We start from the raw sequence: 26659 nt of genomic DNA, 5'->3' as shown, positions 1-26659 counted from the left end.
CGCCATGCGCGGCGCGCAGCTCCTGGCGGCCGCGATCTTCGTGGGGCTCTTCGTGCCCCCGCTGGCCGCGCTGTTCCGCGACGCGATCACGGCTGTGGTCTTCTTCCTGATGGTGCTGGTGCTGCTGCGCGTGGACCCCGCGCAGGTGCTGGCCTATCTGCGTCGGCCCGTGCTGGTCGGCGCCATGCTGCTCTTCCTGCTGGTGGCATGCCCGGTGCTGGCCTGGGCGGTGGTGAGCGCCATGGGCTTCAGCGGCGGGCTGGCCGCGGGGCTGGTCGTGGTGGCGACAGGCTGTGCCGCCACCTCCTCCCCCGCCTTCGCGCGGCTGGTGGGGCTGGATGGCGAGATCGCGCTGGTGGTTTCCCTGCTGTCCACCCTGCTGGTGCCCTTCACCGCGCCGCCGCTGGCGCTGGGACTGATGGGCATAGACCTCGCCATATCGCTGCCGGGGCTGATGCTGCGGCTCGCGCTGCTGGTGGGGTTGCCGCTGGTGATTTCCATCCTTCTCCGGCGCCTGATGGGGCCGGTGCGGCTGGGCTATTGGGGCCGGTCGGTGGATGGGGCCGTGGTGCTGCTGGTGGTCTTCTACGGCTTTGGCGTGATGGATGGCGTGCTGGCCCTGCTGCTGGCCGACCCCGCCTTGGTGCTGGGCGGCATCGCGCTGGCCTTCGCAGGCATGCTGGGGCTGAACCTGATCACGGCGCTGGCCTTCCGGGGGGCGGGGCTGCGGCTGGGGCTGTCGGCGGGGCTGCTGTCAGGCAACCGGAACATGGCGCTCTACCTGGCGGTGCTGCCGGCGGCGACGGACCCGCTGGTGCTGCTGTTCCTGGTGCTGTGCCAGTTTCCCCTGTTTCTCAGCCCCTTCCTGTTGCGGCCCATTTATGCACGCCTTCTGGGCAAAGGGGCGATTGTGACCTGAGGACTGCTTGACGCCCTGGCAGGGTGCCCACAGGCTTGGCATCTCCATCGAGGGATTTCGGGCATGCGTTTCTCCCGCCGGGCCGGTCTGCTGGCCTCCCCCTTCCTCCTGCCGGGCCTGGCCAGCGCCCAAGGATGGGCGCCGACCCAGCCGCTGCGCGTCATCATCCCCTTTCCGCCGGGCGGCACCATGGACCCCGTGGTGCGCCTCGCGCAGGATATCCTGGCGGCCGATCTGGGCCGGCCCGTGGTGGTGGAGCATCGGCCGGGCGGGGCCACCGTGGTCGGCACCATCGAATTGCAGCGCGCACCCGCCGATGGCCACACCATGCTGATGATCGCGAACAGCTTTTCCGCGAATGTCACCCTGCGGCCCAACACCCCCTACAACGGGTTGCGCGACTTCGCGCCGCTGGTGATGGCGACCGTGGTGCCGCATGTGCTGGCCGTGCACCCCTCGGTGGCGCGCGACTTCGCGGGCTTCCTGGAGGCGGCGCGCCGGCCGGGGCAGGGGATGAGCTTCGGCTCCTACGGCATCGGCACCTCCAACCACCTGGGCGGCGAGCAATTCCGCGAGCTGGCGGGGCTCAACGCCACCCATGTGCCCTATAGCGGCTCCAGCCAGGCCAATACGGACCTCATCGGCGGGCGGCTGCACTTCATGTTCGCGAACCTGCCGGACATGATCCCGCTGGTGCAGTCGGGGCGGGTGGTGGCGGTGGGCATCTCCAACGAGACCCGCGCGCGGGAACTGCCCGACGTGCCCACCATGGCGGAGCTGGGCTTCCCGCTGGTGCTGTCCGACAGCTGGTTCGGCCTGATCACCCGCGCGGAGGTGCCCGCGCCGGCCCGCGCCCGGCTGGAGGCCGCCTGGGTGGCCGCCCTGGCCAGGCCCGAGGTGAAGGCGCGGCTGGAGGAACAGGGCTTCACCGTGCTGGCGCGGCCCGCCGACCAGTTCGGCACGGAAATCCGCCGCTATGCCGAGACCTACGCGCAGGTGATCCGCGCCAACAACATCACCGTGAACTGAGGAAGGAACGCCACATGACGCCGCTGGAACACATTTTCCCCGAGGGCGAGTTCAAGGTCTCGGCCCCGCTTTCGCCCGCCGTGCGCTGCGGCAACCAGCTCTGGATCTCGGGCATCCCGGCCTATGATTCGCAGGGAAAGCTGGCGGTGGGCGACTTCACCGCGCAGATGAACCAGGTGATGGCCATCATCACCAAGATCCTGAAGGAGGCCGGCGCGGGCTGGGACCGGGTGGTGAAGGTGAACGTCTTCCTCACCCGGCGCGAGGATTTCGAAGAGATGAACCGCATCTACGCGGCGCATTTCCCGGACGGGAAATACCCCGCCCGGACCACCTGCATCGTCTACTCCCTGCCGCGCCCGAACTTCCTGCTGGAGATCGAGTGCACGGCGGTGCTGGACTGACCCTCTCGCTCCTTAATCGAAGCGGCTGTCGATGCACGCCGCATAGCCGGGGTGGTGGCTCATCGCCCCGGCGCCGATCATGGACACCGCCAGCCGGTCCAGCGCCGCTTCCGGCAGGCGCGTCGTGCCCTCCCATAGCCCCAGCGACTTGTAGCGCCGCACCGCGGCCAGCAGGTGGGCGGGCTTGGTGTCCGCGAAGCGGGGCGCCAGCAATTCCGCGATGGTCTCGGGCGTGCTGGCGGCGATCCAGTCCAGCGCCTCGCCGAGGGCCGCCACGGCGCCGCGGAAGGCCGCCTCCTTCTCCGCGATGCGCGGTGTGATGGCATAGAGCGCGCTATAGGCCGTGGGCCCGCGGCTGGCCGCCGCATACCACAGCGCGGCGCCCTGTTCCTCCAGCGCCGAGGCGAAGGGCTCGAACAGCAGCACCGCATCCACCTCGCCCGCCAGCAGCGCCTTCGCGCCCTCGCCCATGGGCATGAAGCGAATGCCGGGCATGGCGGCCGGGTCCACGCCCGCGTCGCGCAGATCCTGTTGCAGGCACCACCAGGGGGTGGGCACCTCGGAGGGGATGGCGACGCGCATCGAAGCCAGCTCCGCCATGGCGAAGCCGGGGCGCGCGCCCATGCCCATCAGCAGGAAGGGGTCGCGCATGATGGCCGCGCCGAAGCTGCGCAGCGGGCTTGCGTCGTTGCGGCTGCGCTCCAGCATGGGGCGCATGGGGCCGGACCAAGCCAAATCCGCGCTGCCATCCAGCAGGCGGGCGGCGGCGGCGTCCGGCGTGCCCGCCGTCTCGATGCGGATGTCGGCGCCATGCGCGGCGAAGAGGCCACGATCGAGCGCCACGTAGTAGGGGGTGTAGAAGACGGCCCGGAAGGGCTCCATCAGCAGAAGCTGCGCCATGGCTCAGGCCCTCCGCAGGATGGGCAGCCAGCGCGCACCCTCTTCGCGGATGGTGCGGGCCAGCGCCGAGGCATCGCCGTTGATCACCTCGATCCCGCGCTCGGTGAAGCGGGCGCGCACGGCGGGGTCGTCCAGCACCTTCTTCATGGCGGCGCCCAGCGTGGCCAGGATGGGCGCGGGGGTCGCCGCCGGCGCCAGCATCATCTGCAGCGAGGAGGTCTGGTAGCCCGCCACCCCGGCCTCCGCCATGGTCGGCAGGTCGGGCAGCATGGCGGAGCGCCGGGCGGTGGTCACCGCGATGCCCTTCACCCGCCCGTCGCGGATCATGGGCGCCAGCAGGGTCTGGCTGTCGATCATCATGTCCACGCGGCCAGCCAGGAAGTCGGTCACCGCCGCCGGCGTGCCGCGGTAGGAGACGAAGGTGAAGTTCACCCCGGCCATGTTCTTCAGCAGCTCGCCCGCCAGATGCGAGGCGGCGCCGATGCCGGTGGTGGAGAAGGTCGCGTCCCCGCCGCGCGTCCGCAGCCAGGCCAGCAGCTCGGGCAGGGTGTTGGCCGGCACGCCGGGATGGACGCAGAGCACGAAGGGCTGCTCGGAAATCAGCGAGATCGGCGCGAAATCCGCGACATTGTCGAAGCCCGCATCGGGGAACAGCGCGGGAATGACGCTGTGCGCCGCCCCCGTCACCATGATGGTATGGCCATCCGGCGTGGCGCGGGCCACATGGCGCGCCCCGATGGTGGTGCCGGCGCCGCCCATGTTCTCGACCACCACGGTCTGGCCGAGCTCCTGGCCCAGCGGCTCCTGGACCAGCCGCGCGGTGACGTCGATCACCCCCCCGCGTTGAAGGGCACGATGATCCGGACCGGGCGATCGGGCCAGCGCGGCTGGGCGAGGGCGGCGGCGGGCAGCAGAAGCGGCGCGGCAAGGAGGGAACGGCGGCTGGCCATGGCATGTCTCCGGCGGATATGGCGCGGAGGAGACCGCCTCCGCCCCGGCTTGTCAAAAGCGGGGCGGCGAAAAAATGGGCAAACATGCTGGATTCAACGGGTGAATCCGCATGTTTGCCCAGAAGCTACTCAGGCGGAGGCGCTGACCCCGGCCGGGCGCGCGCCCAGGATATGCGCGATGGCATAGGTCAGATCCGGGCGGTTCAGCGTGTAGAAGTGGAACTCGTCCACGCCATTGGCCTGCAGGATGCGGACCTGCTCGGCGGCCACCGTCGCGGCCACCATGCGGCGCGTGCTCTCATCCTCGTCCAGGCCCTCGAACAGCTTGCCCAGCCAGTCGGGCACCGAGGCGCCGCACATGGCCGAGAACCGCTTCACGCTGGCGAAATTGGTCACCGGCATGATGCCGGGGACGATCGGCACCGTGATGCCACGCGCGTGGCAGCGGTCGAGGAAGCGCAGATAGATGTCGGTGTCGAAGAAATACTGCGTGATGGCGCGGTTGGCGCCGGCATCGATCTTGCGCTTCAGGAAGTCGAGATCGGCGTCGGCGTTCAGCGCGGCCGGGTGGGTCTCCGGATAGGCGCCCACGCTGATGTCGAAATCCCCGATTCGGCGCAGGCCGCGCACAAGGTCCTCGGCCTGGGCATAGCCGCCCGGATGGGGTTCGTAGCGCGAGGCCCCGGCCGGCGGGTCGCCGCGCAGGGCCACGATGTGGCGCACGCCGGCCGCCAGGTATTCGCGGGCCACCTCGTTCACCTCGTCCTGGGTGGCGCCCACGCAGGTGAGGTGCGCGGCGGGCGTCAGCGAGGTCTCGCGTGCCAGGCGCGCCACCGTGTCATGGGTGCGGCTGCGGGTGGAGCCGCCCGCGCCATAGGTGACGGAGACGAAGCGCGGCCCCAGCGGCTCGAGCCGGCGGATGCAGGCCCAGAGGTCGGCCTCCAGCTTCTCGTTCTTCGGCGGGAAGAACTCGAAGGAGAGCTTCGGGGCCGGCATGGCGGCGGGGGCGGGCAGGGTGCCGACGCGCGGCCCGGTGAGCCAGCGTTCCAGCGTGTTCGGGGGCGCGGTGTCCATGCGGTCGGAATGGGGGCTTGCCGGAGTTTGCGCAAGGGGTTTGCCGAGGCCGTTGATACAATGTCGGGGAGCCCCGCCGGCCCGCGATACTTGCCTTGGGGAGGGGTGTGTGTTTTCCTCAATCGTCAGCCGCGCCTCGGCCTGATGTCCCATGGGCCTTGCGCCCGGAAAGGTTTCCACCCGGCCATGCGCCTCTCCCGCCTTCTCGCCCCCCGTCTCCTTGCGATGGCCGCCCTGGCGGCGGGCCTCAGCGCCTGCGCCACCCGCCCCCCGGCCAGCGAGCCGGAGGCCTTGGCGGAGTTCCAGGCGGCCAATGACCCGCTCGAACCGCTGAACCGGACCATGTACCAGGTGAATGAGGGCCTGGACACGCTGGTGCTGCGGCCCGCGGCCGAGATCTACCGCTTCTTCCTGCCTTATGAGGTTCGGCTCGGCGTCCGCAACGTCCTGACCAATCTGCGCGCGCCCACCGTGCTGGCCAATGACCTGCTGCAGGGCCAGACCCAGCGCGCGGGCCGCACCGCCTCGCGCTTCGTGATCAATTCCACGCTGGGCCTCGGCGGCATCATCGACGTCGCGGACCGCGGCTTCGGCATCCGCGGGCACAACGAGGATTTCGGCCAGACCCTGGCCGCCTGGGGCGTGCAGGGCGGCCCCTACCTCTTCGTCCCCGGCCTCGGCCCCAGCAACCCGCGCGACCTTTTCGGGTTTGGGGTGGACGCGGTGGCCAGCCCCTGGTTCTGGGTGGGGCAGGGCACCGCCGTGGAGGCGCTGCGGTACTCGCGCACCGGCGCCACCATCGTGGACACGCGCGAAGGGGTGATCGATACCTTGGACGACATCAACCGCACCTCCCTCGACCCCTACACGACCATTCGCAGCGGCTACCGTCAGCGGCGTGAGGCCGAGATCCGCAACGAACTCGTGCCGGCCGGCCGCCGCACCGGGCTCACGCCGTGAGCGCCGTGACGCGCCGCCTGGCGCTCGGCCTGCTGGCGCTGCCGGCGTTGGCCCCGTTCGCCTTCCCCGCCCAGGGCCAGACCATGGACCCCGGCCGCGCCGCGGGCTTCATCACCACCACCGGCGAGGAGCTGGTGGCCGTGCTGAACAGCGACGCGCCCGTGGAGCAGCGCCGTGAGCGCGTGGCCACCATCCTGCGCCGCGCGGTGGACATCGAGGGCACGGGCCGCTTCATCCTGGGCCGCTGGTGGCGCGTGGCGACGCCTGAGGAGCAGCGCGAATATCTGCGCCTCTTCGAAGAGACGCTGATCCGCAACCTCGCTTCCCGCTTCGGCGAGTTCCAGGGCGTGCGCTTCACCGTGGGCCGCAGCCAGACGCGCAGCGAGGAGGACGTGCTGGTCACGACCGTGGTCGAGCGCCCCAACGCGCCGGCCGTGACGCTGGACTGGCGCGTGGGCGAGGTGGGCGGGCAACCGCGCATCGTGGACCTGGTGGCCGAGGGCGCCTCGCTCCGCCTGACGCAGCGCAGCGAATACAGCGCGGTCATCACCCGCAGCGGCAACCGCATCGCCGCCCTGCTGGACGCCATGCGCGGCCAGATCGAACGGATGGGCTGACCGCCACCGCCCAGCCACGCCGCGCCGATGGAGGTCGTGCAGCTCGTCCTGGCCCTGATGGGGGCCTGCGTGCTGCTGGCCCTGCTGGCGCGGCGGCTGCGACTTCCCTACGCGGTGGTGCTGATCCTGGCCGGCATGGTGCTGGCCTTCCTCCCCGGCGTCCCGGTCGTGACGCTGGACCCCGCCTTGGCGCTGGCCTTCTTCCTGCCGCCGCTGCTGCAAGGCAGCGCCTATCGCACCGACTGGAAGGCCTTCCGCCGCGACCTGCGGCCCATCCTGCTGCTGGCCGTCGGCGCCGTCATCTTCACCGCCTTCCTGATGGGCGCACTGGCCCGCGTGCTGGTGCCGGAAATGCCCTGGGCGGCCGCCCTCGCGCTGGGCGCCATCCTGGCCCCCCCTGATGCGGTGGCCGCGGCCGCCGTGCTGCAACGCCTCAATTTGCCCCGCCGCCTCGTCACCCTGCTGGAGGGCGAGAGCCTGATGAACGACGCCACGGCGCTGGTGCTCTACCGCTTCGCCATCGCGGCGGCGGCGGTGGGCAGCGTGGCGCCGCACCTGGCCGCGGCGAGCTTCCTGGCCGTGGCGGTGGGGGCGTGCTGGTGGGCTGGCTGGTGGCGCGTGGCACGCTCTGGGCCATGGCGCGGCTGAACGACACGCTGCTGGAAACCGCGCTCTCCTTCCTGGCCTGCTACGGCGCCTTCCTGGCGGCGGAGGCGATCGGCGTCTCCGGCGTGCTGGCGGTCGTCACCACGGGCATCATGCTCTCGCGCGCGCAATACCGCGTCTTCTCCGCCCGCACGCGGATCGAGACGCGGGTGGTGTGGCAGTTCGTCGAATTCGTGCTGACCTCGCTGGTGTTCATCCTGATCGGGCTGCAGCTGCGTGGCGTGCTGGAGGGGCTGGCCGGGCGCGGCGCCTGGGATCTGGCCTGGCTCGCCTTCGCCATCTCGGCCGGGCTCATCGCCTCGCGCTTCCTGTGGGTCTTCGTGGCGGGGGGCGCGCAGGCCCTGCTGGGCGACCGGATGCCCGTGGCGCAGCTCACCGTTCTGTCCTGGGCGGGGATGCGGGGCGTGGTGTCGCTGGCGGCGGCCATCGCCCTGCCGCTCGACTTCCCGGAGCGGGAACTCATCGTCTTCCTCGCCTTCTGCGCCATCCTCGCCACGCTGGTGGTGCAGGGCACGACGCTGGGCTGGCTGATCCGCCGCCTGCGCCTGGTCCAGCCGCCGCACCGGGATGGCATCAACCTGCAGGAGGCCGCGCTGCGCCACCAGGCGGCCCGCGCCATGCTGGGCGCCATCGAGCGGCGCGCCACGGACGTGCTCTACGGCCCCATGGCGCAGGACCTGCTGGCCGAGCACCGGGACCGCGCGGCGCATCTGGAGCGCGTCTCACGCGGGGGCGGCGCCGCGGCGGCCGAGCGCGCGGCCCGTCGCGCCCTGCGCCTGGAGGGGCTGGAGGCGGCGCGGGCGGTGCTGCGCGAACACCATGCGCGCGGCGAGGTGCCGGAGGACATGCTGACCAAGCTCGCCGAGGAGCTGGACTATGAGGAGAATCGGCTGCGACGCGCCCTGGGCTGACCCTATACGGGTGCGCCATGACCCTCGCCGCCACGCTCCAGGACGCGCGCCGCGCCCTGCTCGACCTCTCCACCCGCAACCGCCTGCTGGCCTTGCCCGCCACATCCCGCGCGCGCGGGGTGCTGCGCATCGAGGGCGAGCGGGCCGCCTTCGTGGTGGAGCGGCTGGCCGCCGGCCGCGCCTTCGGTTTCGAGGCCACCGAGGCCAGCCAGGCGCGCGGGCGTCGCAAGTCCGAGGGCGTGCGCGCGGCCAGCGCCAGCGCGACCGAGGCCGAGTGGCAGGCCGATGACCATCTGCGCGTGGCCGTCCCGCCGGAGGAACTGGCCCGCCGCCTGCGCGACATCCTGACCGATGCCCGCACCACGCGGGAGGAGAGCGGCGTGCCGAGCCTGTTCCTGGCGGTGGGCGGGCTGCATTGGCGCGACCCGGGCACGCCGGCGACGCCACGCCTGGCCCCTTTGGCGCTGATCCCTGCCACACTGGAACGCGAGGGCGCCACCAGCCGCTTCCGCCTGCGCGCCAATCCGGAGGAGGTGCAGGAGAACCTTTCGCTGCGGGAGAAGCTGGCGGCCGAGTTCCAGATCACCCTGCCCGAATTCGGTGACTACGATCCGGAAGCCTGGGCCGCCGCCGTCGCCTCCGCCGCCACGGGGCGCGAGGGCTGGTCGGTGGAGGCGGATGCCATGGCCCTTGGGCTCTTCGCCTTCACGAAATTCCTGATGTGGCGGGACCTGAACCCCGAGATCCATCCCGGCCTGCTGGAACACCCCCTGCTGCGCCGCCTGCTCGACCCCGCGCCGCCGCCGCCCGACCCTGTGCCGTTCCCTGACGACGCGGACGTGGACAAGGAAATCCCGGTCGAGAAGCTGGACCATGTGCAGGAGATGGATGGCAGCCAGGCGCTGGCGGCCGAGGCGGTGCGGCGCGGGCATTCGCTCGTGGTCCAGGGCCCGCCCGGCACGGGCAAGAGCCAGACCATCGTGAACATCCTGGCCCAGGCGGTGCTGGACGGGCGCAGCGTGCTGTTCGTGGCGGAGAAGGCCGCGGCGCTGGAGGTGGTGAAGCGCCGCATGGACGCGCTGGGCCTGGGGGCGGCGGTGCTGGAACTGCACAGCGGCAAGCCCAGCAAGCGCGCCGTGCTGGATGAGCTGCGCGCGACGCTCGCCCTGCCCCCCGTGCCGGCGCACGCGCGGGAAGAGGCGATCCAGCGGCTGGGCGAATTGCGCGGCCGGCTGAACCGCCATGCTGCCTCCATGCGCGCACGGGTGGGCGAGAGCGGGCTTGCCGTGCAGGAGGTGATCGCGCGCCTGGCCGCGCTGCGGGCGCGGGGCGCGGCGGCGCCGGGCTTCACCTTGGATGCCTCGGGCTGGGATGCCGCGCGCATCACCACGTTGCGCGGTGCGGTGACGGAGCTGGTGGCGCGATTGCCCGGCGCGCGCAGCCCCTGGCGCGGCGTGCGGCCGGACTTCGACGCGCTGGCCGCCGAACGCCTGCTGGCCGACCTGCCCCGCCTGCTGCGCGCCTTCGCCGCCTGCCCTGGCGGCGTGGCCGAGGCACGGGCGGCCGTGGAGGCCGAGGCGCTGCGTGCCCAGGCCCCCATGCCGCTGGAGACACTCCCCGCCGCCCGCGCACGCCTCGCGGACCTGCAATTGCTGGACGCGGCGGGGCGGGACCCGCGCTTCCTCTCGGGCGCCTTGGGCGCCACGGGGCTGGAGGCGGCGCGGGCCACGCTCGCGCAGCCCGGCGGCATGCTGGGCTTCCTGAACGGGGCGCGGCGGGAGGCGAGGGCGCGCCTCGCGGCGGCACTGCGCGACCCCGAGGATGGCGCGGCGCTGGACGCGCTGCTGGCCGCGCAGGCGGCGGCCCTGCGGCTGCGCCATGGCCCCGAATCCGCCGGACTGGCCGCCGCCGCCCTGGCGCGCGAGATCGGCTGGATGGAGGCCCATGCCCAGCGCCTGGCCCTGCCCGGGCCGGATGCCGCGCAGCGCGCGGCGCTGGAAGCCTGGGAGGGGCTGCACGCCGCGACGGGCATCGCCGCGCCGCCGAGCTTCGCCGCGCTTGCCGAGACGCTCGCCCTCTGGGCCGCGGAGCCCGAGGGGCTGGCGGCGTGGCAGGGCTGGGCGCGGGCGGTGGCGGCGGCGCCGGAGCTGGCGGCGCTCGCGGGCGCGTTGGAGGGCGGCACACTGCTGCCCGAGGCGGCGCCAGAGGCCTTCGAATTCGCGCTGATGGAATCCCTGCGCGGTATCGCCTTGCGCGAGCACCCGGCGCTGGCCGGTTTCGACGGCGAGGGCGCGGATCGGCTGGTGGCCGATTTCCGCCACGCCGATGCCGCGCGCGTGCGGCTTGCGCGGCACGAGGCGGCCTCCGTCCATGCCGCCCGCGTGGCGGAGCTGCGCCAGGGCGCCCATCCCGCGGCACTCGCTTTCCTGCGCGGCGAGTTCGAGCGAAAGCGCGGCCATGCCCCGGTGCGCGTCCTGCTCTCGCGCGCCGCGCCGCTGATCCGCCAGGCCAAGCCCATTCTGATGATGAGCCCGCTCTCGGTCGCGCAGTTCCTGGGCAACCCGCACCACGCGACGCTGCCGGGCTTCCCCGAATTCGACCTGCTGGTGATGGACGAGGCCAGCCAGATCGAGCCCGTGGACGCGCTGGGCGCCATCGCCCGCGCGCGCCAGGTGGTGGTGGTGGGCGATGACCGGCAGATGCCGCCCACCCGCTTCTTTCAGCGCATGACCGAGGACGATGCCGAGGCGCCGCAGGACGAGGACGCCGCGCTGGCGGCGCGCGACGTCGAGAGCATCCTGGGCCTCGCCAATGCGCGCGGCATCCCGCGCATGATGCTGCGCTGGCACTACCGCAGCCGGCATGAGAGTCTGATCGCGACCTCCAACGCCGAGTTCTACGAGAACCGGCTGCTGGTGCTGCCCTCGCCACGGCCGCGCAGCGCCGCACTTGGCCTGTCGCTGGTGCGGGTGGAGGGACGCTTCGTGGCGAGCGGCAACGCCGCCGAGGCGGAGGCCGTGGCGCAAGCCGTGATGCGCCACGCGCGCGAGACGCCGGGGGATACGCTGGGCGTCGCCGCCTTCTCCGTCACGCAGCGCGATGCGATCATGGACGCGGTGGAGCGGCTGCGGCGTGACAGCCCTGAGACGGAACCCTTCTTCAACGCCCACCCCGACGAGCCCTTCTTCATCAAGAACCTGGAGAACGTGCAGGGCGACGAACGCGACGCCATCCTGATCAGCGTGGGCTATGGGCGCGACGCGAATGGGCGCCTGGCCATGCGCTTCGGGCCTTTGTCCAATGACGGCGGCGAGCGGCGGCTGAACGTGCTCATCACGCGGGCCAAGAAGCGCTGCATCGTCTTCTCGGGCATCGGCGCGGAGGAGGTGGACACGGAGCGTGCCAAGGGCCGCGGCGTGGCGGCACTCAAGACCTTCCTGGGCTTCGCGGCCAATGGCGGGGTGCGCGAAATCGTGGCGGGCGAGGCCTCGCCCATCGCCGCGCTGATCGGCCAGGTGATGGCCGAGGCGGGGCAGGAGGCGGTGCCGCGCGTGGGGCTGTCGGGGTTGTTCCTCGACGTGGCCGGTCGGGGGGCCGAGGGCTTCGAACTCGGCGTGGAACTCGACGCCGCCGACTGGGCCGGGCTGCGCTGCGCGCGTGACCGTGATCGCGGCCGGCAGATGGCGCTGGAGATGATGGGCTGGCGGCTGGCGCGCGCCTGGTCGCTCGACTGGCTGAACCAGCCCGAGGCGGCGCGGGCCAGGATGCGCGCGGCGCTGGGGCTGGAGGCGCCGGCCGCGGCCGCCCCTGTCGGGCCCGTGGGGGCCGCGCTGGCCGAACCCTATCGCGAGGCGGTGCTGGAACGCGCGCCCACCAACCGCGCGGAGCTGACCGATCTGGTCGTCGCCATCCTGCGCATCGAGGCGCCCATCCATCGCGACGCGCTGCTGGAACGCGCGCGCCTGCTGCTGGGCGAGGGTTTTGACGCGCGCGAGACGGCCGCCGCGCTGCGCGAGGCGGAGTTGCTGCACGGCGCCCGCGAATCGGGCGGGTTCTACGTGCTGGAGGACACGCCGCCCCCCACGCCCCGCGACCGCCGCGCCGCCAGCCCCCATCTGCGCCGCGCCGCCATGGTCCCGCCCGCCGAGATCGAGGCCGCCGCCCGCCTGCTGCTGGAACTGCAGCCCCGCGCGACGGAGGCGGAACTGGCCGCCGGCGTGGCGCGGATGCTGGGGCTGGAGGCTTCCGCCAGCACGGCCTTGCTGGCGCGCATCGCCCTGCTTTCCGCTTCGGGCAGGCTCGTGGCAGGATCGGGGGCATGACACGCCCCGATCTCGCCCAGCAGGTGACCTTCCTCTACGCCGAGGACACCGAAGCCTCCTGGCGCTTCTACGAAGAGACCCTGGAACTGCCTTTGGTGCAGGACCAGGGCACCTGCCGCATCTACGCCGCCGCGCCGGGCGACCGCGCCTTCCTGGGCGTCTGCCGCGCCCGCGCGCCGCGCGCCAGCGACAATCCGCGGGTGGTGGGGGGCGTGGTCTTCACCTTCGTGACGCCGGATGTCGAGGGCTGGCACGAATTCCTGAAGGCGCGCGGCGTGGCGCTGCCGCCCAAGCCGGAATATTCCGAGGCCTATCGCGTCACGCATTTCTTCGTGACCGACCCGGCCGGCTACACCATCGAATTCCAGCGTTTCGAGCGCGAGGACTGGCCGGAGGTCTGAAATTGCCTGGCGCCGTGATTCACGTCTTCGGCTTGCCCTCCGGCGATCATGGATGCTGGCGCCTGATCGGCTTCGGAGCCGACGGCGCCGTGGACCGGCCGCTCAACAATCTCGAAAGCATGATCGACGAAACTTGATCATGCGGTAGCGCCCGCGCGCGGTTTGCGGCACACCCATGCCGCACCGCAACATGACGGTGTTGAGGAAGAGGTAAAGCATGGCGGAACCGCAGATCTGGGTCGTGTGGGGCGGCGTCTTCACCGACATGACCTTCACCACGCTGGAACAGGGCAAGGAGGAATTCTACGGCCCCTTCCATGACGAGGAATCGGCCATCCGCCGCTGGCGCGAGGGCATGGCCCGCTTCGTGGACATCGCGAGCCACCGGCTGTTCGTGCTGCGCGCCCGGCAGGGGTAGCGTCAGGCCTCAGTCCGCGAAGTCCGGCTGTTCCTTCAGCAGGATGCGCTTGACGCTTTCCAGGTGCAGGCGGGCGCTCTCGCGGTCGCCCTCGCGCATCTGGGCATAGGTGGCCTGGGCCAGTTCGGGCGAGACGGGCTTCAGCGTGCGCCCCGTGGCCATGGCCAGGCGCTGCACCTCGGCCGCGCGCTCGAGGTAGTAGAGGTCATCCCAGGCCTCGGCGATGCTGGGGCCCACCACCATCACGCCGTGGTTCTTCATGAAGACGATGTCGGCGTCACCCAGCGACGCCGCGATGCGGTCGCCCTCGGCCTCGTCGAGCGCGAGGCCGTTGTAGTGCTCGTCCACCAGGGTGCGGCCGTAGAATTTCAGCGCCGTCTGCCCGGCCCAGACCAGCGGCGGGCCCTCCAGCATGGACAGCGCCGTGGCGTTGGGCATGTGGGTGTGGAAGGCGGCCTTGGCGCGCGGGTGCTTCATGTGCAGGCGGGCGTGGATGTAGAAGGCGGTCGCCTCCGGCACGCCGTGGCCCGCCACCACGCGCCCCTGGAAGTCGCAGATGACGAGGTTGGAGGCCGTCACCTCCGCGAAGGAATACCCATAGGGGTTCACCAGCATCAGGTCGTCGCGCCCGGGCACGACGAAGCTGAAGTGGTTGCAGATGCCTTCGCTGAGGCCGAGCTTGGCCGCCATGCGGAAGCAGGCGGCGAGATCGAGGCGCGCCTGGCGCACCTCCGGCCGGTCGAGGTCGCTGTTGCGGAGCAGGGCGGGGGCGGTGTTCAGCGCATGGGCCATGGGCGCAGCATGGCGCGCCCTGGCGCCCCTGCCAATCATCGCCCAACTCCTTATGGTGCCGCGCAGGAACAGGAAGGGGACCGCGGCCCATGGCCACCAACCAGCGCATCGACGGCAAGCGGCTGTGGGACAGCCTGATGGCCATGGCGGAGATCGGCGCCACCCCCAAGGGCGGCGTGAAGCGGCTGACGCTGACCGAGGTGGACCGCCAGGGCCGCGCCCGCTTCGCCGAATGGTGCGCGGCGCAGGGGCTGACCATGCGCGTGGACGCCATCGGCAACATGTTCGCCCGCCGCGAGGGGCGCGACCCCGCGCGCCCGCCCGTGCTCATGGGCAGCCACCTCGACAGCCAGCCCACGGGCGGCAAGTTCGACGGGGCGCTCGGCGTCATCGCCGGCCTGGAGGTGATCCGCACGCTGAACGACCTCGGCATCGAGACCGAGGCGCCCATCGAGCTGGTGAACTGGACCGATGAGGAGGGCAGCCGCTTCGGCCATTCGCTGATGGGCAGTGGTGTGTGGTCCGGCGTCTATGAGCTGGAGAAGGCCGAGGCGCTGCGCGACCTGGACGGCGTGACCGTGGGCGAGGCGCTGGACGCCATCGGCGCCCGCGGCCCGCACCCCGCCAAGCCCTTCCCCGCCGACGCCTATTTCGAGCTGCATATCGAGCAGGGGCCCATCCTGGAGGCCGAGGGCAAGATGATCGGCGTCGTCACCGGCGCCCAGGCGCAGGTGTGGTATGACGCCGTCATCACCGGCCAGGACAGCCATGCCGGCACCACGCCGCCCGCCAACCGGCGCGACGCGCTGGTGGCGGCCGCCCGCGTCATCACCCATGTGGATGCCACCATGCGCGCGCGCGGCGCCGATGGCCGCGGCACCGTCGGGCAACTGACGGTGCTGCCCAACAGCCGCAACGTGGTGCCGGGCGAGGTGCGCTTCTCCGTCGAATTCCGCCACCCGCGCACGGAGGAAATGGAGGCCATCGCCGCCCGCTTCCCGGAAGAGGCCGCGGCCCTTGTCGCGGAAACCGGCTGCCGCCTGGAATTGACGGAACTCTTCCGCATCCCGCACCAGCCCTTCGACGAAAGCTGCGTCGCCCTGGTGCGCGAGGCCGCCGCCCGCCTGGGCTACAAGGCGCGCGACATGGTCTCGGGCGCCGGGCACGACGCCGTCTACGCCGCCCGCCGCATCCCGGCCGCCATGATCTTCACGCCCTGCAAGGATGGCCTCAGCCACAACGAAGCGGAAAGCATCCTCCCCGAGGAAGCCGAAGCCGGCTGCCAGGTGCTGTTCGAAGCCGTCCTGGCCCGCGCCAACCGACGGCCCTGACGCCGCGATGGGGCAGGGGGTGCGTCCCGGGGAGGGCGCCGCCCTCCCCGGACCCCTCCCGCCGAGGGCCCAGGCCCTCGGAACCCGTCTCATGGCCATTTGCAGGGAGGGGCGTCAGGGGCGCGCCCGTGATCACGGACACGTCATGCCCCTCCCTGCAAATGGCCATCACACATGGGGTCAGGGGCCCATGGCCCCTGGCGGGGGTGGTCTGGCGGGGGCGGCAGCCCCTGCCAGGGCGCACCCTCGCCCTATTGCGGCGCCAGGGCCACTTCGGTCAGGCCGCGGGCCAGGCGGGCGCGTTGGCGGTTCAGGTCGGCGCGGGCGGTCTGGTATTGCAGCAGGGCGCGGCCGGCCAGGGCGGGCGGGGCGGGCAGGCGGCTGGTGGCGGGGTTCACCGCCTGGCCGTTCACGTGCAGCTCGTAGTGCAGGTGGGGGCCGGTGGACATGCCGGTGGAGCCCACGCGGCCGATGGTCTGCCCCTGGCGGACGCGGGTGCCGGCCGCCATGCCGGGCGCGAAGCGCGAGAGGTGGGCGTAGAGGGTCATGACATTGTTCGGGTGACGGACGCGGATGACGTTGCCATAGCCGCGCTCACGCCGCACGGAATGCACCACGCCATCGGCGGCCGCGTAGATGGGCGTGCCGGTGGGGGCCGCGAAATCCACGCCGCGATGCATGCGGTTGTAGCCCAGGATGGGGTGCCGCCGCGGGCCGAAGCCCGAGGACATGCGCGCCCCGTTCAGCGGCGTGCGCAGGAAGCCGCCGGCGAGCGGCCGGCCGGCCGCGTCATACCAGCCCACCTCGCCATCCGGGCCTTCGTGGCGCCAGATTTCCTGGGTCTGGCCGGAGAGGGTGAGGGCGGCGTAGAGCACGCGCCCGTGCCGCAGCAGCGTGCCATCCTCGCTGCGCATGCGCTCGAAGGCCACGGCCACGCGGTCGCCCGCGCGCAGGTCGCGCTGGAAGTCCACGCGGTGCGAATAGGCGCGCACGATCGAATAGGCGAGCTGGGGCGGAAGGCCCGCATTCACCAGCGCCGGGAAGACGCCGCCCGTCACCACCGCCTCCACCTGGGCGAGGTGCGGGTGCTCGGGCAGGCGGGCCTCATCGGCCTGCCAGCCTTCGCCCTGGCGTTCCACTGCAACCGTGTGGCCGGGTCCGGGGTTGATCTCCAGCGCCATGAGGCGCGTCTCGTCCTCGACGTCGAAGCGCAGGAGCAATTCCTGCCCGGGGCGGAGGCGGTTGGCCGGGAAGAGAGGCAGCAATTCGGCCAGCGCCGCATGGGCGTCGCCGCTGGGCACGCCCGCCTCGGTGAGCAGGCCGAGCAGCGTATCACCGGAAGCGACCGTCACGCTCTGCTCCGTGAAGGCGGGCTCGGGCTCCGGGTCCGGGGTGCCGGGGGCCGCATAGGGCACGGCCTCGACCAGCGCGGCCTCGGGCGCATCGAGGGTGAGGGGTGCTTCGGCCAGTTCCCCGACGGCCGGCTCCTCCGCGAAGGGGGCCATCGGGGCGGGGGCCAGCGCCGCGTCGGGTAAGGCCGCGGCTTCCACGTTCACCTGTTCCGCTGTCGGCCATGCGAAATGCACGGCGGGCAGCAACAGGAGGGCGGGCAGCAGCAAGCTTGTCGCGCGGCGCAACTTCATCATGCGGTGTGTATTTTCCCCACGGCCTTCCGACGGGCCATGGCCCTTTGCCTAACCATCACGACCCTGCGCCGCAAGGCGAAATTATCGCCATATGTCGCGGAACAACCAAGGATTTCCCGTTACATTCCGGCGCCGGCGCGGGCTGTTTGGGCCGGGGCGGGCAGCAGCAGGGGCGGCGGCAGCGAGGCCAGGAAGGCTTCCACCGGCATGGGCCGCGCCACAAGCCAACCCTGGATGACCTGGCAACCGGCCTCGCGCAGGGCAGCGGCCTGGGCCTCGGTCTCCACCCCCTCGCCCACCACCTCGATTCCCATCCCCCTCGCCAGCGCCATGGTGGCGCGCAGCACGGCCAGGGCCTTCGCGTCCTCGGGCAGTTGCGCGACGATGGAGCGGTCGAGCTTGAGGCGCTGCACCGGCAGCCGCACCACATGGGGCAGGCCCGAATGCCCGCTGCCGAAATCATCGAGGGCGAGCGTCACCCCCACCTCGCGCAGGGCCGTCAGTGTCTGGTGGACGGCGGGCAGGTCGCGCACCGCCAGGTCCTCCGGGATTTCGATTTCGAGCCGCCCGGGCGCCACCCCGGCGGCGTGCAGCACGTCCTGGACCTCCCCGGCGAAGCCCTGGTCGTGCAGGGTGCTGACGGAGATGTTGATGGCGAGGCAGGGCGGCGGGCCAGGCCAGCCGGCCAGCAGCTGGACGGCGCGGCGCAGCACCTGGCGGTCCAGCCGCCCCACCAGCCCCAGCTCGGCCGCCGCGGACAGGATTTCGGCGGGCGCGACCCAGCGGCCCAGGCGCGGGCTGTTCCAGCGCAGCAGCGCCTCCACCCCGGCGAGGCTGCCGTCCTCCAGGTTCCGCTGCGGCTGGAGGTGCAGTTCCAGCTCCTCCGCCTCCAGCGCGGCCGCCAGCGCCTCGCGCAGCCGCGCGCGCTGCTCGTCCCTTTCGCGCAGGGCGTGGGTGAAGAGGCTGACGGTGTCGCCGCCCATCTCCTTGGCCTCGATGACGGCGAGGCCCGCGGCGCGCAGCAGCGTGGCCGGGTCGCCGCCATGCTGGGGCGCCACCGCGAGTCCGATGGAGGCGGTGACCGGCACCTCCCTTCCCTCGGCCCGCAGCGGCGTGCGCAGCGCGGCCCGCACCCGCCCGGCGAGCGCCGGCGCCGCATGGGCCCCGGCCTCGAAGGCCAGCACCGCGAATTCGTCGCCCCGCGTCCGGCACACCAGGTCCGAGGGGCAGAGGGCGCCGCGCAGCCGGTGCGCCGCCTCGCGCAGCAGCGCATCGCCCACCGCATGGCCGTGGCGGTCATTGTGCTGGGCGAAGGCGTCGAGATCCACCAGCATCACCACCCCGCCCCGCGGGTCCTCCGCCATGGCGGCTAGGGCGGCCTGGAAGGTCGCGCGGTTGGCGAGGCCCGTCAGCGGGTCATGTTCGGAAAGATGGGCAAGGCGCGCCTGGGCATGGCGCAGCGCGCCGAGGTCGAGCACCGAGAGCAGCCGCCCCTGCGGCGCCCCGCCGGGCGGGTCCCAGGGGACGACACCCAGCAGCACGGGGCGTTCGGTGCCGTCCGGCAGGGGCATCAGGGTCTCGACACCTTCCGTCGGGGTTGGCTGGGGCAGCGTGGGGCGGGGGAAGCGGGACGGCACCTCGCCCTGGAAGAGGCGACGCAGCCTGGCGTTGGTGAAGAGCGTGCGGCCGTGGGCGTCCAGCTTCCACAGCCCGACCGGGGCGTGTTCCAGTAGGGCGAGCAGCCGCGCCTCCGAACTGGCGAGGGATTGCTCGCGCTGTCGCGCCTCCGTGATCTCGGCCGAGAAGCACACGGTTCCCCCGCTGGGCAGGCGGAATTGCCGCCGCTCGAACCAGCGCCCCTGCGCGTCCTGCACGCGCTGCGGCGTGCCGTCGGCGCGCAGATGGGCGTCGAGGCCGGCATTGACCATGGCCTCCCGCGCATGGGGCGGCAGGTGGCCATGCGCGGTCCTGAGGCGATCCTCCTCGCGGCCCGTGGTGTCCGCCCCGGTGAAGCTCGGACCGCTGCCCGCCTGCCAGAGCGGCCGGCGGTCCGGCCGCATCACCAAGGCATGGCAGGGCATGACGCGCAGCACGGCCAGGGCGTCCCGCAGCGCGATCTCGCGCAGGGCGACCCAGGTGAGGAGGCTGCCCAGCAGCCCCGACGCCACCGCGCCCCGCCAGGGCCAGCCCATCAGCGCACCGAGCATCGCCCCCGCCAGGAATCCCGCCGTCAGGAGAGGCGCCAGCCGGCCGCGCGGCGCGGGCCGCGCCGGGAGAGGGGCCGAAATGACATCAGGGAAAGGCCAGGGCAGCGTGGCAGGGCGGCGGCGGCGAGGGCGCATGAGGGTCTCCACCCCTCATGATGGGCGGCCGAAGCTTAACGAAGCCTGACCACGCTCAGGCCAGCATGCTGGCCAGCAGCGCGGCGAGCGCGCCCGCGACACCCAGCGCCAGCGCGCGCGCCGCCCCCCCCGCGCGCACCTGGCCCTTCGCCGCGGCCAGGCCCCAGCCCGCGCCCAGCATGACCGCCGCGCCCAGGGCGACAGGCCACGGCCAGCCCAGTTCGGGCGCGAGCCAGAGCGGCAGCAGCGCCAGCACGCCGCCAGCCAGGAAACCCAGCACCAGCAGCAGCGCCTCGCGCATCGCATGGGCGGGTTGGGGTTCGATCAGGTCCAGCTCGAAGCGCATCATGAAGTCCACCCAGCGCCGGCGGTCGGCGGCGATGCCCTCCACCGCGCGGGCCAGGGTGTCGCCGCGCAGCCCGTAGCGGTGGAGGATGGCCGCCACCTCCCAGCGTTCGCGCTCGGGGTAGAGGTGGGTTTCCTCCTCCTCGCGGCGGCGTTCGGCGGCGTAGCGTTCGGCCGCGCCCAGCACCGCGAAATAGCGGCCAAGCCCGGCCAGGATGGCGCCGGCGGCGAGTGCCGCGAGCCCGCCCGCGAGTGCGGCCGTGGCGGGGGTGCCGGCCGCCAGCAGCGCCACCACCAGCGCCACCGGCAGCAGCGGGCCCTGGGCCAAGCCCGCCAGCAGCGGCACCTGGGCGGCGCGCAGCAGGGCGTGCTGCTCGCCCTCGGGCGGGCCGGGCGGGGCGGGCGGCAATCCGTCGCGATACGGGTGGGGGGCGGGCTGGTCCATGGCGCGCAGCATAGCGAATTCGCGCCGATTGCGCGCTATGCGCCTGGCGGGTCGTCCTCGCGCCGCGCCTGGTCGAGCAGGGTGCGACGGCGGGCTTCCTCCGCGGCGTCGCGCGCCTTCTGCCCCTTGGTGCGGCCGAAGGCGACGCGGTTGGCGGCGGCCTGGGCCTCGGCCTCCATCTTCGCCTTGGCGGCGCGCCACTTTCGCAGGTTCACGACCTCGGCCATGCTGCGAAGCTACAGGAAACGCCCGCGACCCGTCCAGGAAAGGCCCTGCCCATGAACATCGCGCTCACCGCCGCCGACGGCCACCGCCTCGCCGCCTACAAGGCGGGCCCCGAGGATGCGACCCGCGCTTTGGTCATCGTGCAGGAGATCTTCGGCGTGAACCGCCACATGCGCCGCGTGGCCGACAGCTTCGCGGCCGAGGGCTATGCGGTGGTGGTGCCCGCCCTGTTCGACCGCACGGAGCGCGGCGTGGAACTCGGCTATACCGGCGACGACGTGACGCGCGGCCGTGCGCTGCGCGGCCAGATTGACGAGCACAAGACGCTGCTGGACATCCTGGCCGCGGCCGGCGCCCTGCCGGCGGGGGCCGCGCGCGGCATCGTGGGTTATTGCTGGGGCGGCACCGTCGCCTGGCATGGCGCGACCCGCAGCAGCGCCTTCCAGGCTTCGGTCGGCTGGTATGGCGGCGGCATCGCGGCGGCCAAGGACGAGGCCCCGCGCTGCCCGGTGCAGCTGCATTTCGGGGAGGTGGACGCCTCCATCCCGCTCACCGACGTCCATGCCATCGAACAGGCGCGGCCGGAGGTGGAGGTCTTCGTCTACAAGGGCGCCGGCCACGGCTTCGGCTGCGAGGAACGCGGCAGCTATGTGGAGGGCGATGCCGAGGTGGCGCAGCGCCGCACGCTGGAATTCTTCGCGCGGCATCTGGGGGCTGAGGCCCCCCGCCCTTTCAGAGGCCCTTCAGCTTCCGCTCCACCACCGCGGCCAGGACGCCCGCGCCATAGGGGATGGCCTGGTCGTTGAAATCGAAGCGGGGGTTGTGGACCTCGGCGCTGTCGCCATTGCCGCAGACGATGTAGGCGCCGGGGCACTTCTCCAGCATGTAGGCGAAATCCTCGCCGCCCATGACCGCGGGGAATTCGCGCTTCAGCCGGCCCTCGCCCACCAGGGCGGCGGCGGCATCGCCCAGCGCCTCGGCCTCGGCCGCGTCGTTCACCAGCGGCGTGGTGATGACGCGGAAATCCAGCACGGCCGAACCGCCCAGGCCCGCCGCCACACCCTCGCCGATCGCGCGCATGCGGCTTTCCACCAGGCCCATGATCTCGTTGGAGAAGGCGCGGACGGTGCCGCCCAGGCGCACCTCGTTCGGGATCACGTTGTAGGCCTGGCCGGCGTCGAAGCGGGTGACGGAGAGCACGGCGCGCTCGGCGGCCGGCACGTTGCGCGCGACGACGGATTGCAGCGCCTGCACGACGGCGGCACCCATCACCACGGGGTCGTTCGTGGCCTCCGGCCGCGCGCCATGGCCGCCCTTGCCGGTGATGACCATGTCGTAGAAGGCGACACCCGCCATCATCGGGCCCGCGCGCAGGCCGAATTCACCCAGCGGCATGCCGGGGCGGTTGTGGATGCCGTAGACCGCATCGCAGGGGAAGCGGGTGAAGAGACCGTCCTCCAGCATGGCCAGCGCGCCGCCGGCACCCTCCTCGCCGGGCTGGAAGATCAGGTTCACGGTGCCGTTGAAGTTCTTCGTCGCGGCCAGGTATTTGGCGGCGGCCAGCAGCATGGTGGTGTGGCCGTCATGGCCGCAGGCATGCATGCGGCCCGGGATGGTGCTGGCATGGGCGAAGCCGTTCGCTTCGGTCATGGCCAGCGCGTCCATATCCGCGCGCAGGCCGATGGCGGGGCCGTTGCCGTTGCGGATCACGCCGACCACGCCGGTCTGGCCCACGCCCTCATGCACCTCGATGCCCCATTCGCGCAGCTTGGCGGCGACGAGTGCGGCGGTGCGGTGTTCCTCCAGCCCGAGTTCCGGGTGGGCGTGGATGTCGCGGCGGATGGAGGTGAACTCCTCCTGCCAGGCGGAGATCTGTTCGACTGGGGTGCTCATGCCCCAGAGTTGCGCCCCTGCGTGGCCAAGGCAATGGCCTCCCGCAGCACTTCCGCATCACCGATATGGTTGGCCAGGATCAGCACGAGCTTGGCATCCAGCCGGCGCGAGGCGGCGTCGTCCAGCCCGCGATGCGCCTCCATCAACAGGGCGTAGAGCGCATCGGGATCGGCCAGGCGTGGCTCGGTGCGGAGGTGCGTCATCGGCCGAGCGCCCTGTCATGCGCGGCGAGGATGGGCGCGGCCTCTGTCGCCGGCAGGCGGGCGGCGAGCACCTGGTCGGGCCGGAACAGCGCGGCCTCGCCGGGCGCCAGGCCCAGGCGCGCGGCGGCGAGCCCCGAATGGTCCAGCAGCGCGCCCGACCGCGGCGCATCGGCCAGCAGGATGGTCGTGATGCCGGGAAGGGCGGGCGGCACGGCGTCGCGCGCCACGAGCGTGAAGCGGCCATCGGCGCCGATATGGCGCAGCAGCCAATCCGGGGTGTCGTCGCGCAGCACCGGCGCGTCCGCCGCCACCTCCTGCCCGGACCAGGGGCGGGAGAGGCGGCCGGAATTCACGAAGGGACGGGCAAAGGCTTGGTCCTCCGCCAGTTCCAGCACGGCATCCCTGTAGGCCGCCGCGGCGGCGTTCTTGGGCGTGATGAAGTCGGTGGCGCGGGTGGAGTGGAGGATGTTCTCCTCCGCCGCCGGGATGCGCTCGGCGTCATAGAAATCGAGCAGGGTCTCGGGCGCCTCGCCCCCCAGCACGGCGGCGAGCCGCCAGCAGAGATTGTCCGCATCCTGCACCCCGCCATTGCCGCCGCGAGCGCCGAAGGGCGAGACCTGGTGCGCCGCATCGCCCAGGAAGATCGTGCGGCCATGGCGGAAGCGTTCGAGGCGCCGGCAGCGGAAGGTGTAGATGCTGATCCATTCGATCTCGAAGGGCACCTCCGGCCCCAGCATGGCGGCGACGCGGGCACGCACGCGTTCGGGGTCGCGCTCCGCCTCCGGGTCCGCATCCCAGCCGAGCTGGAAGTCTATCCGCCACACATCATCGGGCTGGCGGTGCAGCAGCACGGATTGTCCGGGGTGGAAGGGCGGGTCGAACCAGAACCAGCGTTCGGTCGGGAAATTCGCCCGCATGGTGACGTCGGCGATGAGGAAGCGGTCGCGGAAGACCTGCCCCTCGAAGGGCAGGTCCATGGCGCGGCGGATGAAGCTGCGCGCCCCATCGCAGGCCAGCAGCCATTGGGCATGCAGCGTGTAGTTCCCGCCGGGGGTCTCGATGGCGAGGCGCGCGCCCTCCGCGCCGTTCTCCACCCCCACCACCCGGTGGCGCCAGCGCAGATCCACAAGGCCCGTGGCCTCGCAGGCCTCCACCAGCCACTGCTCCGCGTAATACTGCTGCAAGTTCACGAAGGCGGGGTATTCGTGGCCCTGCTCGGGCAGCAGGTCGAAGCTGTAGGCCTCGCGGTCCTGGCGGAAGACGCGGCCGCGATTCCAGGTGATGCCCTTGTCGAGGAAGCGCTGGCCGAGGCCAAGGCGGCCATAGATTTCCAGCGTGCGCTTGGCGAAGCAGATGGCGCGACTGCCCTCGCTGACCTGGTCGTCCTCATCGAGCAGAACGACGCGCAGGCCGCGCCGGGCAAGGTCCAGCGCCGCCGTCAGCCCCACCAGGCCCCCGCCCGCCACCACCACCGGGGCGGTTTCACCGGACGGGCCGGGGGGCGCGGCGGGGAAGCGCATGTCAGGGCGCGTCGGCCGGCTTGGGCGGCGCGTCCTGTTCGAGCGCCTGCCACATCTCGAGGTCGCGCTCCGCCGTCCAGATGCGCGGCTTCACGATGCCGCTCGCCTCGTCATAGGCGCGGGAGACGTTGAAGGGCATGCAGTGGTCGAAGATCACCCAATGGCCGTAGCGCGGGCGCATCTTCTCCATGGCCTCGTCGTAGAACTGCTTGAGTGACCAGCCCTTCTCCACCGCGGCCAGGGCCATGGCGAAGAGCGTCTCCACATAGGTGGCCGTATCGTGCAGCGCCTGCTCGCAATCGGCCCTCGTGGTCAGGGCGGGGCCGCGGCCGGGGACGAGCTTCTCGGGGCGCAGGCGGCGGAGGGCGGCGATGGTGGCGGACCAGTCGTTGAACCAGGCGTCGCCGCAATAGGGGGTCGCGCCGGCCTCCACCGTGTCGCCGGCGAAGAGCACCTTCTCCTTCGGCAGCCAGACCACCGTGTCGCCCGAGGTGTGGCTGCGGCCGATCTGGATGATCTGCACCTCGCGCTTGGCCTGCCACAGCGACATGCGGGCGCGGAAGGTCTCGGTGGGCCAGGTGAGGCCCGGCACCTCCTCCCGCCCGCGGAAGAGGCGGGGGAAGCGGCCGATCTCGCTGTCCATGTCCTGCTGGCCGCGCTCCTTGATCAGGTCGCGCGTGGCATCGGAGGCGATGATCGCGGCCCCCTCATAGGCGGAGGCACCCAGCACCCGCACCGCATGGTAATGGGTGAGCACCACCTTCTGGACGGGCAGCGAGGTGACGCCCGCGATCCGCGACTGGACCTCGCGCGCCAGCAGCGGCGTGGCCTGGGCGTCCACCACGATGACGCCCTTGTCGCCCACGACGACGCCGGAATTCGGGTCGCCCTCGGCGGTGTAGGCGTAGAGGCCCGCGCCCAGCTCGTCGAAGGAGATGCGCTTCTCGCCGAGATCCTGGCTTGAGGCGAAGCCCGCGGCCCGGGGTGCGGGCGAGGGCGCGGGGGCCGGCGGGGCGTCAGTGGAAGTCACGGCCGCGGCCCCCATGGAGGCGGGCTGCGGCGCCGCCTTGGCGGGCACCATCCGGTTGTTGCGGGACCGGCTGCGTCGCTTCGTGGCCATGGGTTTTCCTTCAATTTACTGTGCGGCACCATAGCCCAGTCCCCATCGCTGGACAGCAACAGTCCCGGGCCTTCATCGGGGCTGGGGCTTCACGCCCCAGGAATAGGCATAATCCTCCCATTCCACCTGGCGCGCGGCCTCGCCCATGTCCAGTGCGTCGCGCGTGTCGAGCATCACGGCGTATTCGTCGGTCGCGGGCTTCTTCGGCGTGAAGGCGTTGCCCAGCGCCTTGGGGTGCGGGCCATGGGTGAAGCCGCAGGGGTGCAGCGTCATCATGCCGGCATGGATGTTGTCGCGGCTGAAGAAGTCGCCCGCGTGGTAGAACAGCACCTCGTCGTAGTCGTCATTGTTGTGGAAGAACGGCACCTTCAGCGCGCCCGGATCCGTCTCGAAGGGGCGGGGGGTGAAGGTGCAGACCACGAAGCGGTTGGCCACGAAGGTGGTGTGGGCGCTGGGCGGCAGGTGGTAGCGGTGGGACATCAGCGGGCGGATGTCCTCCACGTTCAGCTTCACGGGGGCGAGGTCCCCATGCCAGCCCACCGCGTCCAGCGGGTTGAAGGGGTAGGTGACGGTGGAGAGCGCGTCGCGCCGCTTGATCACCACGCGGGTTTCGCGGGCGCCTTGCTGGGCGCGGAAGGCGTCGTCTATCGCCGGCGTGGCCAGCACCGCCGGGTCGAACTGCGCGTGCTTGCCCAGGATGCCGCGGTCGGGCAGCTGGTAGGTGCTGCCGGTGGCCTCGATGAGCAGGGCGGCGACGGGCGCATCGCATTCGATGCGCCACATGGTGCTGCGCGGCAGCAGGATGTAGTCGCCGGCGCGGAAGGGCATGTGGCCGTAGTCGCAGAACAGGCGGCCAGCCCCTGTGTGGATGAACAGAAGCTCATCGCCATCGGCGTTGCGCGCCAGGTGGTCCATGGCGGCCGGCGCCCGCCAGAAGCGCAGGCGGCAATGGGCGTTGTGCAGGATGTCGGCCGCGTCCCAGGGGCTCGGCTGCTCGGCGTTGATGCGGGCGAGGTCGAAGGCGCGGGGGCGGAGCGGGCCTTCCCAGCGCGTCCAGCCGGTGGGCGGGTTCGCATGATACATGTGGGTGGCGGGGCCGAAGAAGCCCTCCTTGCCCATCTCACGCTCATAGGTGCCCTGGGGGAGGTCGGCATGGGCCTGGCGCGAGGAAAGGCCCTCGCTGCGCGGGAAGGCGATGTATTGCTTGCTGGCCATGGTGCCGTTTC

24 protein-coding genes and 1 pseudogene are annotated in these 26659 nt (G+C 72.1%); 12 read left to right on the top strand and 13 right to left on the bottom strand.

Annotation, left to right across the window (positions count from 1 at the left end; genetic code table 11):
• Positions 1–4: 4 nt before the first annotated feature.
• From ICW72_RS05345 to ICW72_RS05335, 3 genes are all read left to right on the top strand, one after another.
• A complete protein-coding gene (locus ICW72_RS05345; protein WP_191085275.1) occupies positions 5–919 on the top strand; it encodes a hypothetical protein in 915 nt (304 codons plus the stop codon).
• Positions 920–982: 63 nt separating this feature from the next.
• Positions 983–1948, top strand: a complete 966-nt coding sequence (locus ICW72_RS05340; protein WP_191085274.1) for a Bug family tripartite tricarboxylate transporter substrate binding protein — start codon at positions 983–985, stop codon at positions 1946–1948.
• 14 nt (positions 1949–1962) lie between these two features.
• Complete coding sequence (locus ICW72_RS05335; protein WP_191085273.1) at positions 1963–2352, top strand: RidA family protein; 390 nt, start codon at positions 1963–1965, stop codon at positions 2350–2352.
• A gap of 12 nt (positions 2353–2364) precedes the next feature.
• Here the strand turns inward: ICW72_RS05335 and ICW72_RS05330 are convergent, their stop codons facing one another.
• From ICW72_RS05330 to metF, 3 genes are all read right to left on the bottom strand, one after another.
• The gene (locus ICW72_RS05330) at positions 2365–3252 is read right to left on the bottom strand and encodes an ABC transporter substrate-binding protein (protein WP_191085272.1); all 888 of its coding nucleotides are present in this window, start codon (positions 3250–3252) and stop codon (positions 2365–2367) included.
• Positions 3253–3255: 3 nt separating this feature from the next.
• Complete coding sequence (locus ICW72_RS05325; RefSeq protein WP_191085271.1) at positions 3256–4086, bottom strand: tripartite tricarboxylate transporter substrate-binding protein; 831 nt, start codon at positions 4084–4086, stop codon at positions 3256–3258.
• A gap of 245 nt (positions 4087–4331) precedes the next feature.
• Positions 4332–5276, bottom strand: coding sequence for a methylenetetrahydrofolate reductase [NAD(P)H] (metF, locus tag ICW72_RS05320; RefSeq protein WP_191085270.1), 945 nt, complete (start codon positions 5274–5276; stop codon positions 4332–4334).
• A 186-nt stretch (positions 5277–5462) separates the two neighbouring features.
• Here metF and ICW72_RS05315 point away from each other — a divergent pair, with 186 nt between their 5' ends.
• The 7 genes and pseudogenes from ICW72_RS05315 to ICW72_RS05285 all read left to right on the top strand — a co-directional run bounded on the left by ICW72_RS05315 (position 5463) and on the right by ICW72_RS05285 (position 13571).
• Positions 5463–6236, top strand: coding sequence for an MlaA family lipoprotein (locus tag ICW72_RS05315; protein ID WP_223880844.1), 774 nt, complete (start codon positions 5463–5465; stop codon positions 6234–6236).
• Positions 6233–6853, top strand: a complete 621-nt coding sequence (locus tag ICW72_RS05310; RefSeq protein WP_223880843.1) for an MlaC/ttg2D family ABC transporter substrate-binding protein — start codon at positions 6233–6235, stop codon at positions 6851–6853. Before ICW72_RS05315 ends, ICW72_RS05310 begins: the two co-directional genes overlap by 4 nt.
• 27 nt (positions 6854–6880) lie before the next feature.
• Positions 6881–8430, top strand: a pseudogene (locus ICW72_RS21280) (Na+/H+ antiporter).
• A gap of 17 nt (positions 8431–8447) precedes the next feature.
• A complete protein-coding gene (locus ICW72_RS21020) occupies positions 8448–12752 on the top strand; it encodes a DUF4011 domain-containing protein (RefSeq protein WP_191085266.1) in 4305 nt (1434 codons plus the stop codon).
• The gene (locus tag ICW72_RS05290; RefSeq protein WP_191085265.1) at positions 12749–13153 is read left to right on the top strand and encodes a VOC family protein; all 405 of its coding nucleotides are present in this window, start codon (positions 12749–12751) and stop codon (positions 13151–13153) included. Before ICW72_RS21020 ends, ICW72_RS05290 begins: the two co-directional genes overlap by 4 nt.
• A 14-nt stretch (positions 13154–13167) precedes the next feature.
• The gene (locus tag ICW72_RS21015) at positions 13168–13290 is read left to right on the top strand and encodes a hypothetical protein (protein ID WP_269749839.1); all 123 of its coding nucleotides are present in this window, start codon (positions 13168–13170) and stop codon (positions 13288–13290) included.
• An 80-nt stretch (positions 13291–13370) separates the two neighbouring features.
• Positions 13371–13571, top strand: a complete 201-nt coding sequence (locus tag ICW72_RS05285) for a DUF4170 domain-containing protein (protein WP_191085264.1) — start codon at positions 13371–13373, stop codon at positions 13569–13571.
• Between the two features lie 9 nt (positions 13572–13580).
• Here the strand turns inward: ICW72_RS05285 and ICW72_RS05280 are convergent, their stop codons facing one another.
• Positions 13581–14363, bottom strand: a complete 783-nt coding sequence (locus tag ICW72_RS05280; RefSeq protein WP_191085263.1) for an aldolase — start codon at positions 14361–14363, stop codon at positions 13581–13583.
• An 89-nt stretch (positions 14364–14452) separates the two neighbouring features.
• On the opposite strand from ICW72_RS05280, the gene ICW72_RS05275 reads away from it, so the two are divergent.
• Positions 14453–15694 (top strand): Zn-dependent hydrolase, encoded by a 1242-nt coding sequence (locus ICW72_RS05275; protein ID WP_191085262.1) that lies wholly within the window; start codon positions 14453–14455, stop codon positions 15692–15694.
• 251 nt (positions 15695–15945) lie between these two features.
• On the opposite strand, the gene ICW72_RS05270 is transcribed toward ICW72_RS05275, so the two are convergent.
• The 4 genes from ICW72_RS05270 to ICW72_RS05255 form a co-directional block, all read right to left on the bottom strand.
• On the bottom strand, positions 15946–17340 hold the full coding sequence (locus tag ICW72_RS05270; protein WP_191085261.1) for a M23 family metallopeptidase: 1395 nt from the start codon (positions 17338–17340) through the stop codon (positions 15946–15948).
• A 119-nt stretch (positions 17341–17459) separates the two neighbouring features.
• Positions 17460–19547, bottom strand: coding sequence for a putative bifunctional diguanylate cyclase/phosphodiesterase (locus ICW72_RS05265; protein ID WP_191085260.1), 2088 nt, complete (start codon positions 19545–19547; stop codon positions 17460–17462).
• A gap of 190 nt (positions 19548–19737) precedes the next feature.
• Positions 19738–20472, bottom strand: coding sequence for a VIT1/CCC1 transporter family protein (locus ICW72_RS05260; RefSeq protein WP_191085259.1), 735 nt, complete (start codon positions 20470–20472; stop codon positions 19738–19740).
• A 35-nt stretch (positions 20473–20507) separates the two neighbouring features.
• Positions 20508–20699 carry a DUF4169 family protein gene (locus tag ICW72_RS05255; RefSeq protein ID WP_191085258.1) on the bottom strand — a complete coding sequence of 64 codons (192 nt, stop codon included), beginning with the start codon at positions 20697–20699 and terminating at the stop codon, positions 20508–20510.
• 51 nt (positions 20700–20750) lie between these two features.
• Between ICW72_RS05255 and ICW72_RS05250 the strand changes: the two genes are divergently transcribed.
• Positions 20751–21503: a dienelactone hydrolase family protein gene (locus tag ICW72_RS05250; RefSeq protein ID WP_191085257.1), complete on the top strand. Its 753-nt coding sequence runs from the start codon at positions 20751–20753 to the stop codon at positions 21501–21503.
• On the opposite strand, the gene ICW72_RS05245 is transcribed toward ICW72_RS05250, so the two are convergent.
• From ICW72_RS05245 to ICW72_RS05225, 5 genes are all read right to left on the bottom strand, one after another.
• Complete coding sequence (locus tag ICW72_RS05245; protein ID WP_191085256.1) at positions 21430–22590, bottom strand: M20 aminoacylase family protein; 1161 nt, start codon at positions 22588–22590, stop codon at positions 21430–21432. The two genes, ICW72_RS05250 and ICW72_RS05245, sit on opposite strands and share 74 nt — an antisense overlap.
• Positions 22587–22793 (bottom strand): DUF2783 domain-containing protein, encoded by a 207-nt coding sequence (locus ICW72_RS05240; protein WP_191085255.1) that lies wholly within the window; start codon positions 22791–22793, stop codon positions 22587–22589. The genes ICW72_RS05245 and ICW72_RS05240 overlap by 4 nt, the downstream gene beginning before the upstream one ends.
• Positions 22790–24313: an FAD-dependent oxidoreductase gene (locus tag ICW72_RS05235; RefSeq protein WP_191085254.1), complete on the bottom strand. Its 1524-nt coding sequence runs from the start codon at positions 24311–24313 to the stop codon at positions 22790–22792. Before ICW72_RS05235 ends, ICW72_RS05240 begins: the two co-directional genes overlap by 4 nt.
• A 1-nt stretch (position 24314) precedes the next feature.
• Entirely contained in the window at positions 24315–25433 is a 1119-nt protein-coding gene (locus tag ICW72_RS05230) for an MBL fold metallo-hydrolase (RefSeq protein ID WP_223880842.1), read from the bottom strand.
• Positions 25434–25505: 72 nt separating this feature from the next.
• A complete protein-coding gene (locus ICW72_RS05225) occupies positions 25506–26648 on the bottom strand; it encodes a homogentisate 1,2-dioxygenase (protein WP_191085253.1) in 1143 nt (380 codons plus the stop codon).
• Positions 26649–26659 lie beyond the last annotated feature (11 nt).

Origin of the sequence: Roseococcus microcysteis (assembly GCF_014764365.1) — a bacterium.
Lineage (GTDB): Bacteria > Pseudomonadota > Alphaproteobacteria > Acetobacterales > Acetobacteraceae > Roseococcus > Roseococcus microcysteis.
This window is presented reverse-complemented; position numbering and strand designations above follow the sequence as displayed.

Excerpts from the sequence above, each read along its gene's own strand:
- ICW72_RS05290 (WP_191085265.1), top strand. The coding sequence starts at position 12,749 with ATGACACGCCCCGATCTCGCCCAGCAGGTGACCTTCCTCTACGCCGAG.
- ICW72_RS05240 (WP_191085255.1), bottom strand. The coding sequence starts at position 22,793 with ATGACGCACCTCCGCACCGAGCCACGCCTGGCCGATCCCGATGCGCTC.
- ICW72_RS05265 (WP_191085260.1), bottom strand. The coding sequence starts at position 19,547 with ATGCTCGGTGCGCTGATGGGCTGGCCCTGGCGGGGCGCGGTGGCGTCG.
- ICW72_RS05315 (WP_223880844.1), top strand. The coding sequence starts at position 5,463 with ATGCGCCTCTCCCGCCTTCTCGCCCCCCGTCTCCTTGCGATGGCCGCC.
- ICW72_RS05260 (WP_191085259.1), bottom strand. The coding sequence starts at position 20,472 with ATGGACCAGCCCGCCCCCCACCCGTATCGCGACGGATTGCCGCCCGCC.
- ICW72_RS05230 (WP_223880842.1), bottom strand. The coding sequence starts at position 25,433 with ATGGCCACGAAGCGACGCAGCCGGTCCCGCAACAACCGGATGGTGCCC.
- ICW72_RS05285 (WP_191085264.1), top strand. The coding sequence starts at position 13,371 with ATGGCGGAACCGCAGATCTGGGTCGTGTGGGGCGGCGTCTTCACCGAC.
- ICW72_RS05250 (WP_191085257.1), top strand. The coding sequence starts at position 20,751 with ATGAACATCGCGCTCACCGCCGCCGACGGCCACCGCCTCGCCGCCTAC.
- ICW72_RS05280 (WP_191085263.1), bottom strand. The coding sequence starts at position 14,363 with ATGGCCCATGCGCTGAACACCGCCCCCGCCCTGCTCCGCAACAGCGAC.
- ICW72_RS05275 (WP_191085262.1), top strand. The coding sequence starts at position 14,453 with ATGGCCACCAACCAGCGCATCGACGGCAAGCGGCTGTGGGACAGCCTG.
- ICW72_RS21020 (WP_191085266.1), top strand. The coding sequence starts at position 8,448 with ATGACCCTCGCCGCCACGCTCCAGGACGCGCGCCGCGCCCTGCTCGAC.
- ICW72_RS05255 (WP_191085258.1), bottom strand. The coding sequence starts at position 20,699 with ATGGCCGAGGTCGTGAACCTGCGAAAGTGGCGCGCCGCCAAGGCGAAG.
- ICW72_RS05340 (WP_191085274.1), top strand. The coding sequence starts at position 983 with ATGCGTTTCTCCCGCCGGGCCGGTCTGCTGGCCTCCCCCTTCCTCCTG.
- ICW72_RS05225 (WP_191085253.1), bottom strand. The coding sequence starts at position 26,648 with ATGGCCAGCAAGCAATACATCGCCTTCCCGCGCAGCGAGGGCCTTTCC.
- metF (WP_191085270.1), bottom strand. The coding sequence starts at position 5,276 with ATGGACACCGCGCCCCCGAACACGCTGGAACGCTGGCTCACCGGGCCG.
- ICW72_RS05345 (WP_191085275.1), top strand. The coding sequence starts at position 5 with ATGCGCGGCGCGCAGCTCCTGGCGGCCGCGATCTTCGTGGGGCTCTTC.
- ICW72_RS05235 (WP_191085254.1), bottom strand. The coding sequence starts at position 24,313 with ATGCGCTTCCCCGCCGCGCCCCCCGGCCCGTCCGGTGAAACCGCCCCG.
- ICW72_RS05330 (WP_191085272.1), bottom strand. The coding sequence starts at position 3,252 with ATGGCGCAGCTTCTGCTGATGGAGCCCTTCCGGGCCGTCTTCTACACC.
- ICW72_RS05270 (WP_191085261.1), bottom strand. The coding sequence starts at position 17,340 with ATGATGAAGTTGCGCCGCGCGACAAGCTTGCTGCTGCCCGCCCTCCTG.
- ICW72_RS05245 (WP_191085256.1), bottom strand. The coding sequence starts at position 22,590 with ATGAGCACCCCAGTCGAACAGATCTCCGCCTGGCAGGAGGAGTTCACC.
- ICW72_RS05335 (WP_191085273.1), top strand. The coding sequence starts at position 1,963 with ATGACGCCGCTGGAACACATTTTCCCCGAGGGCGAGTTCAAGGTCTCG.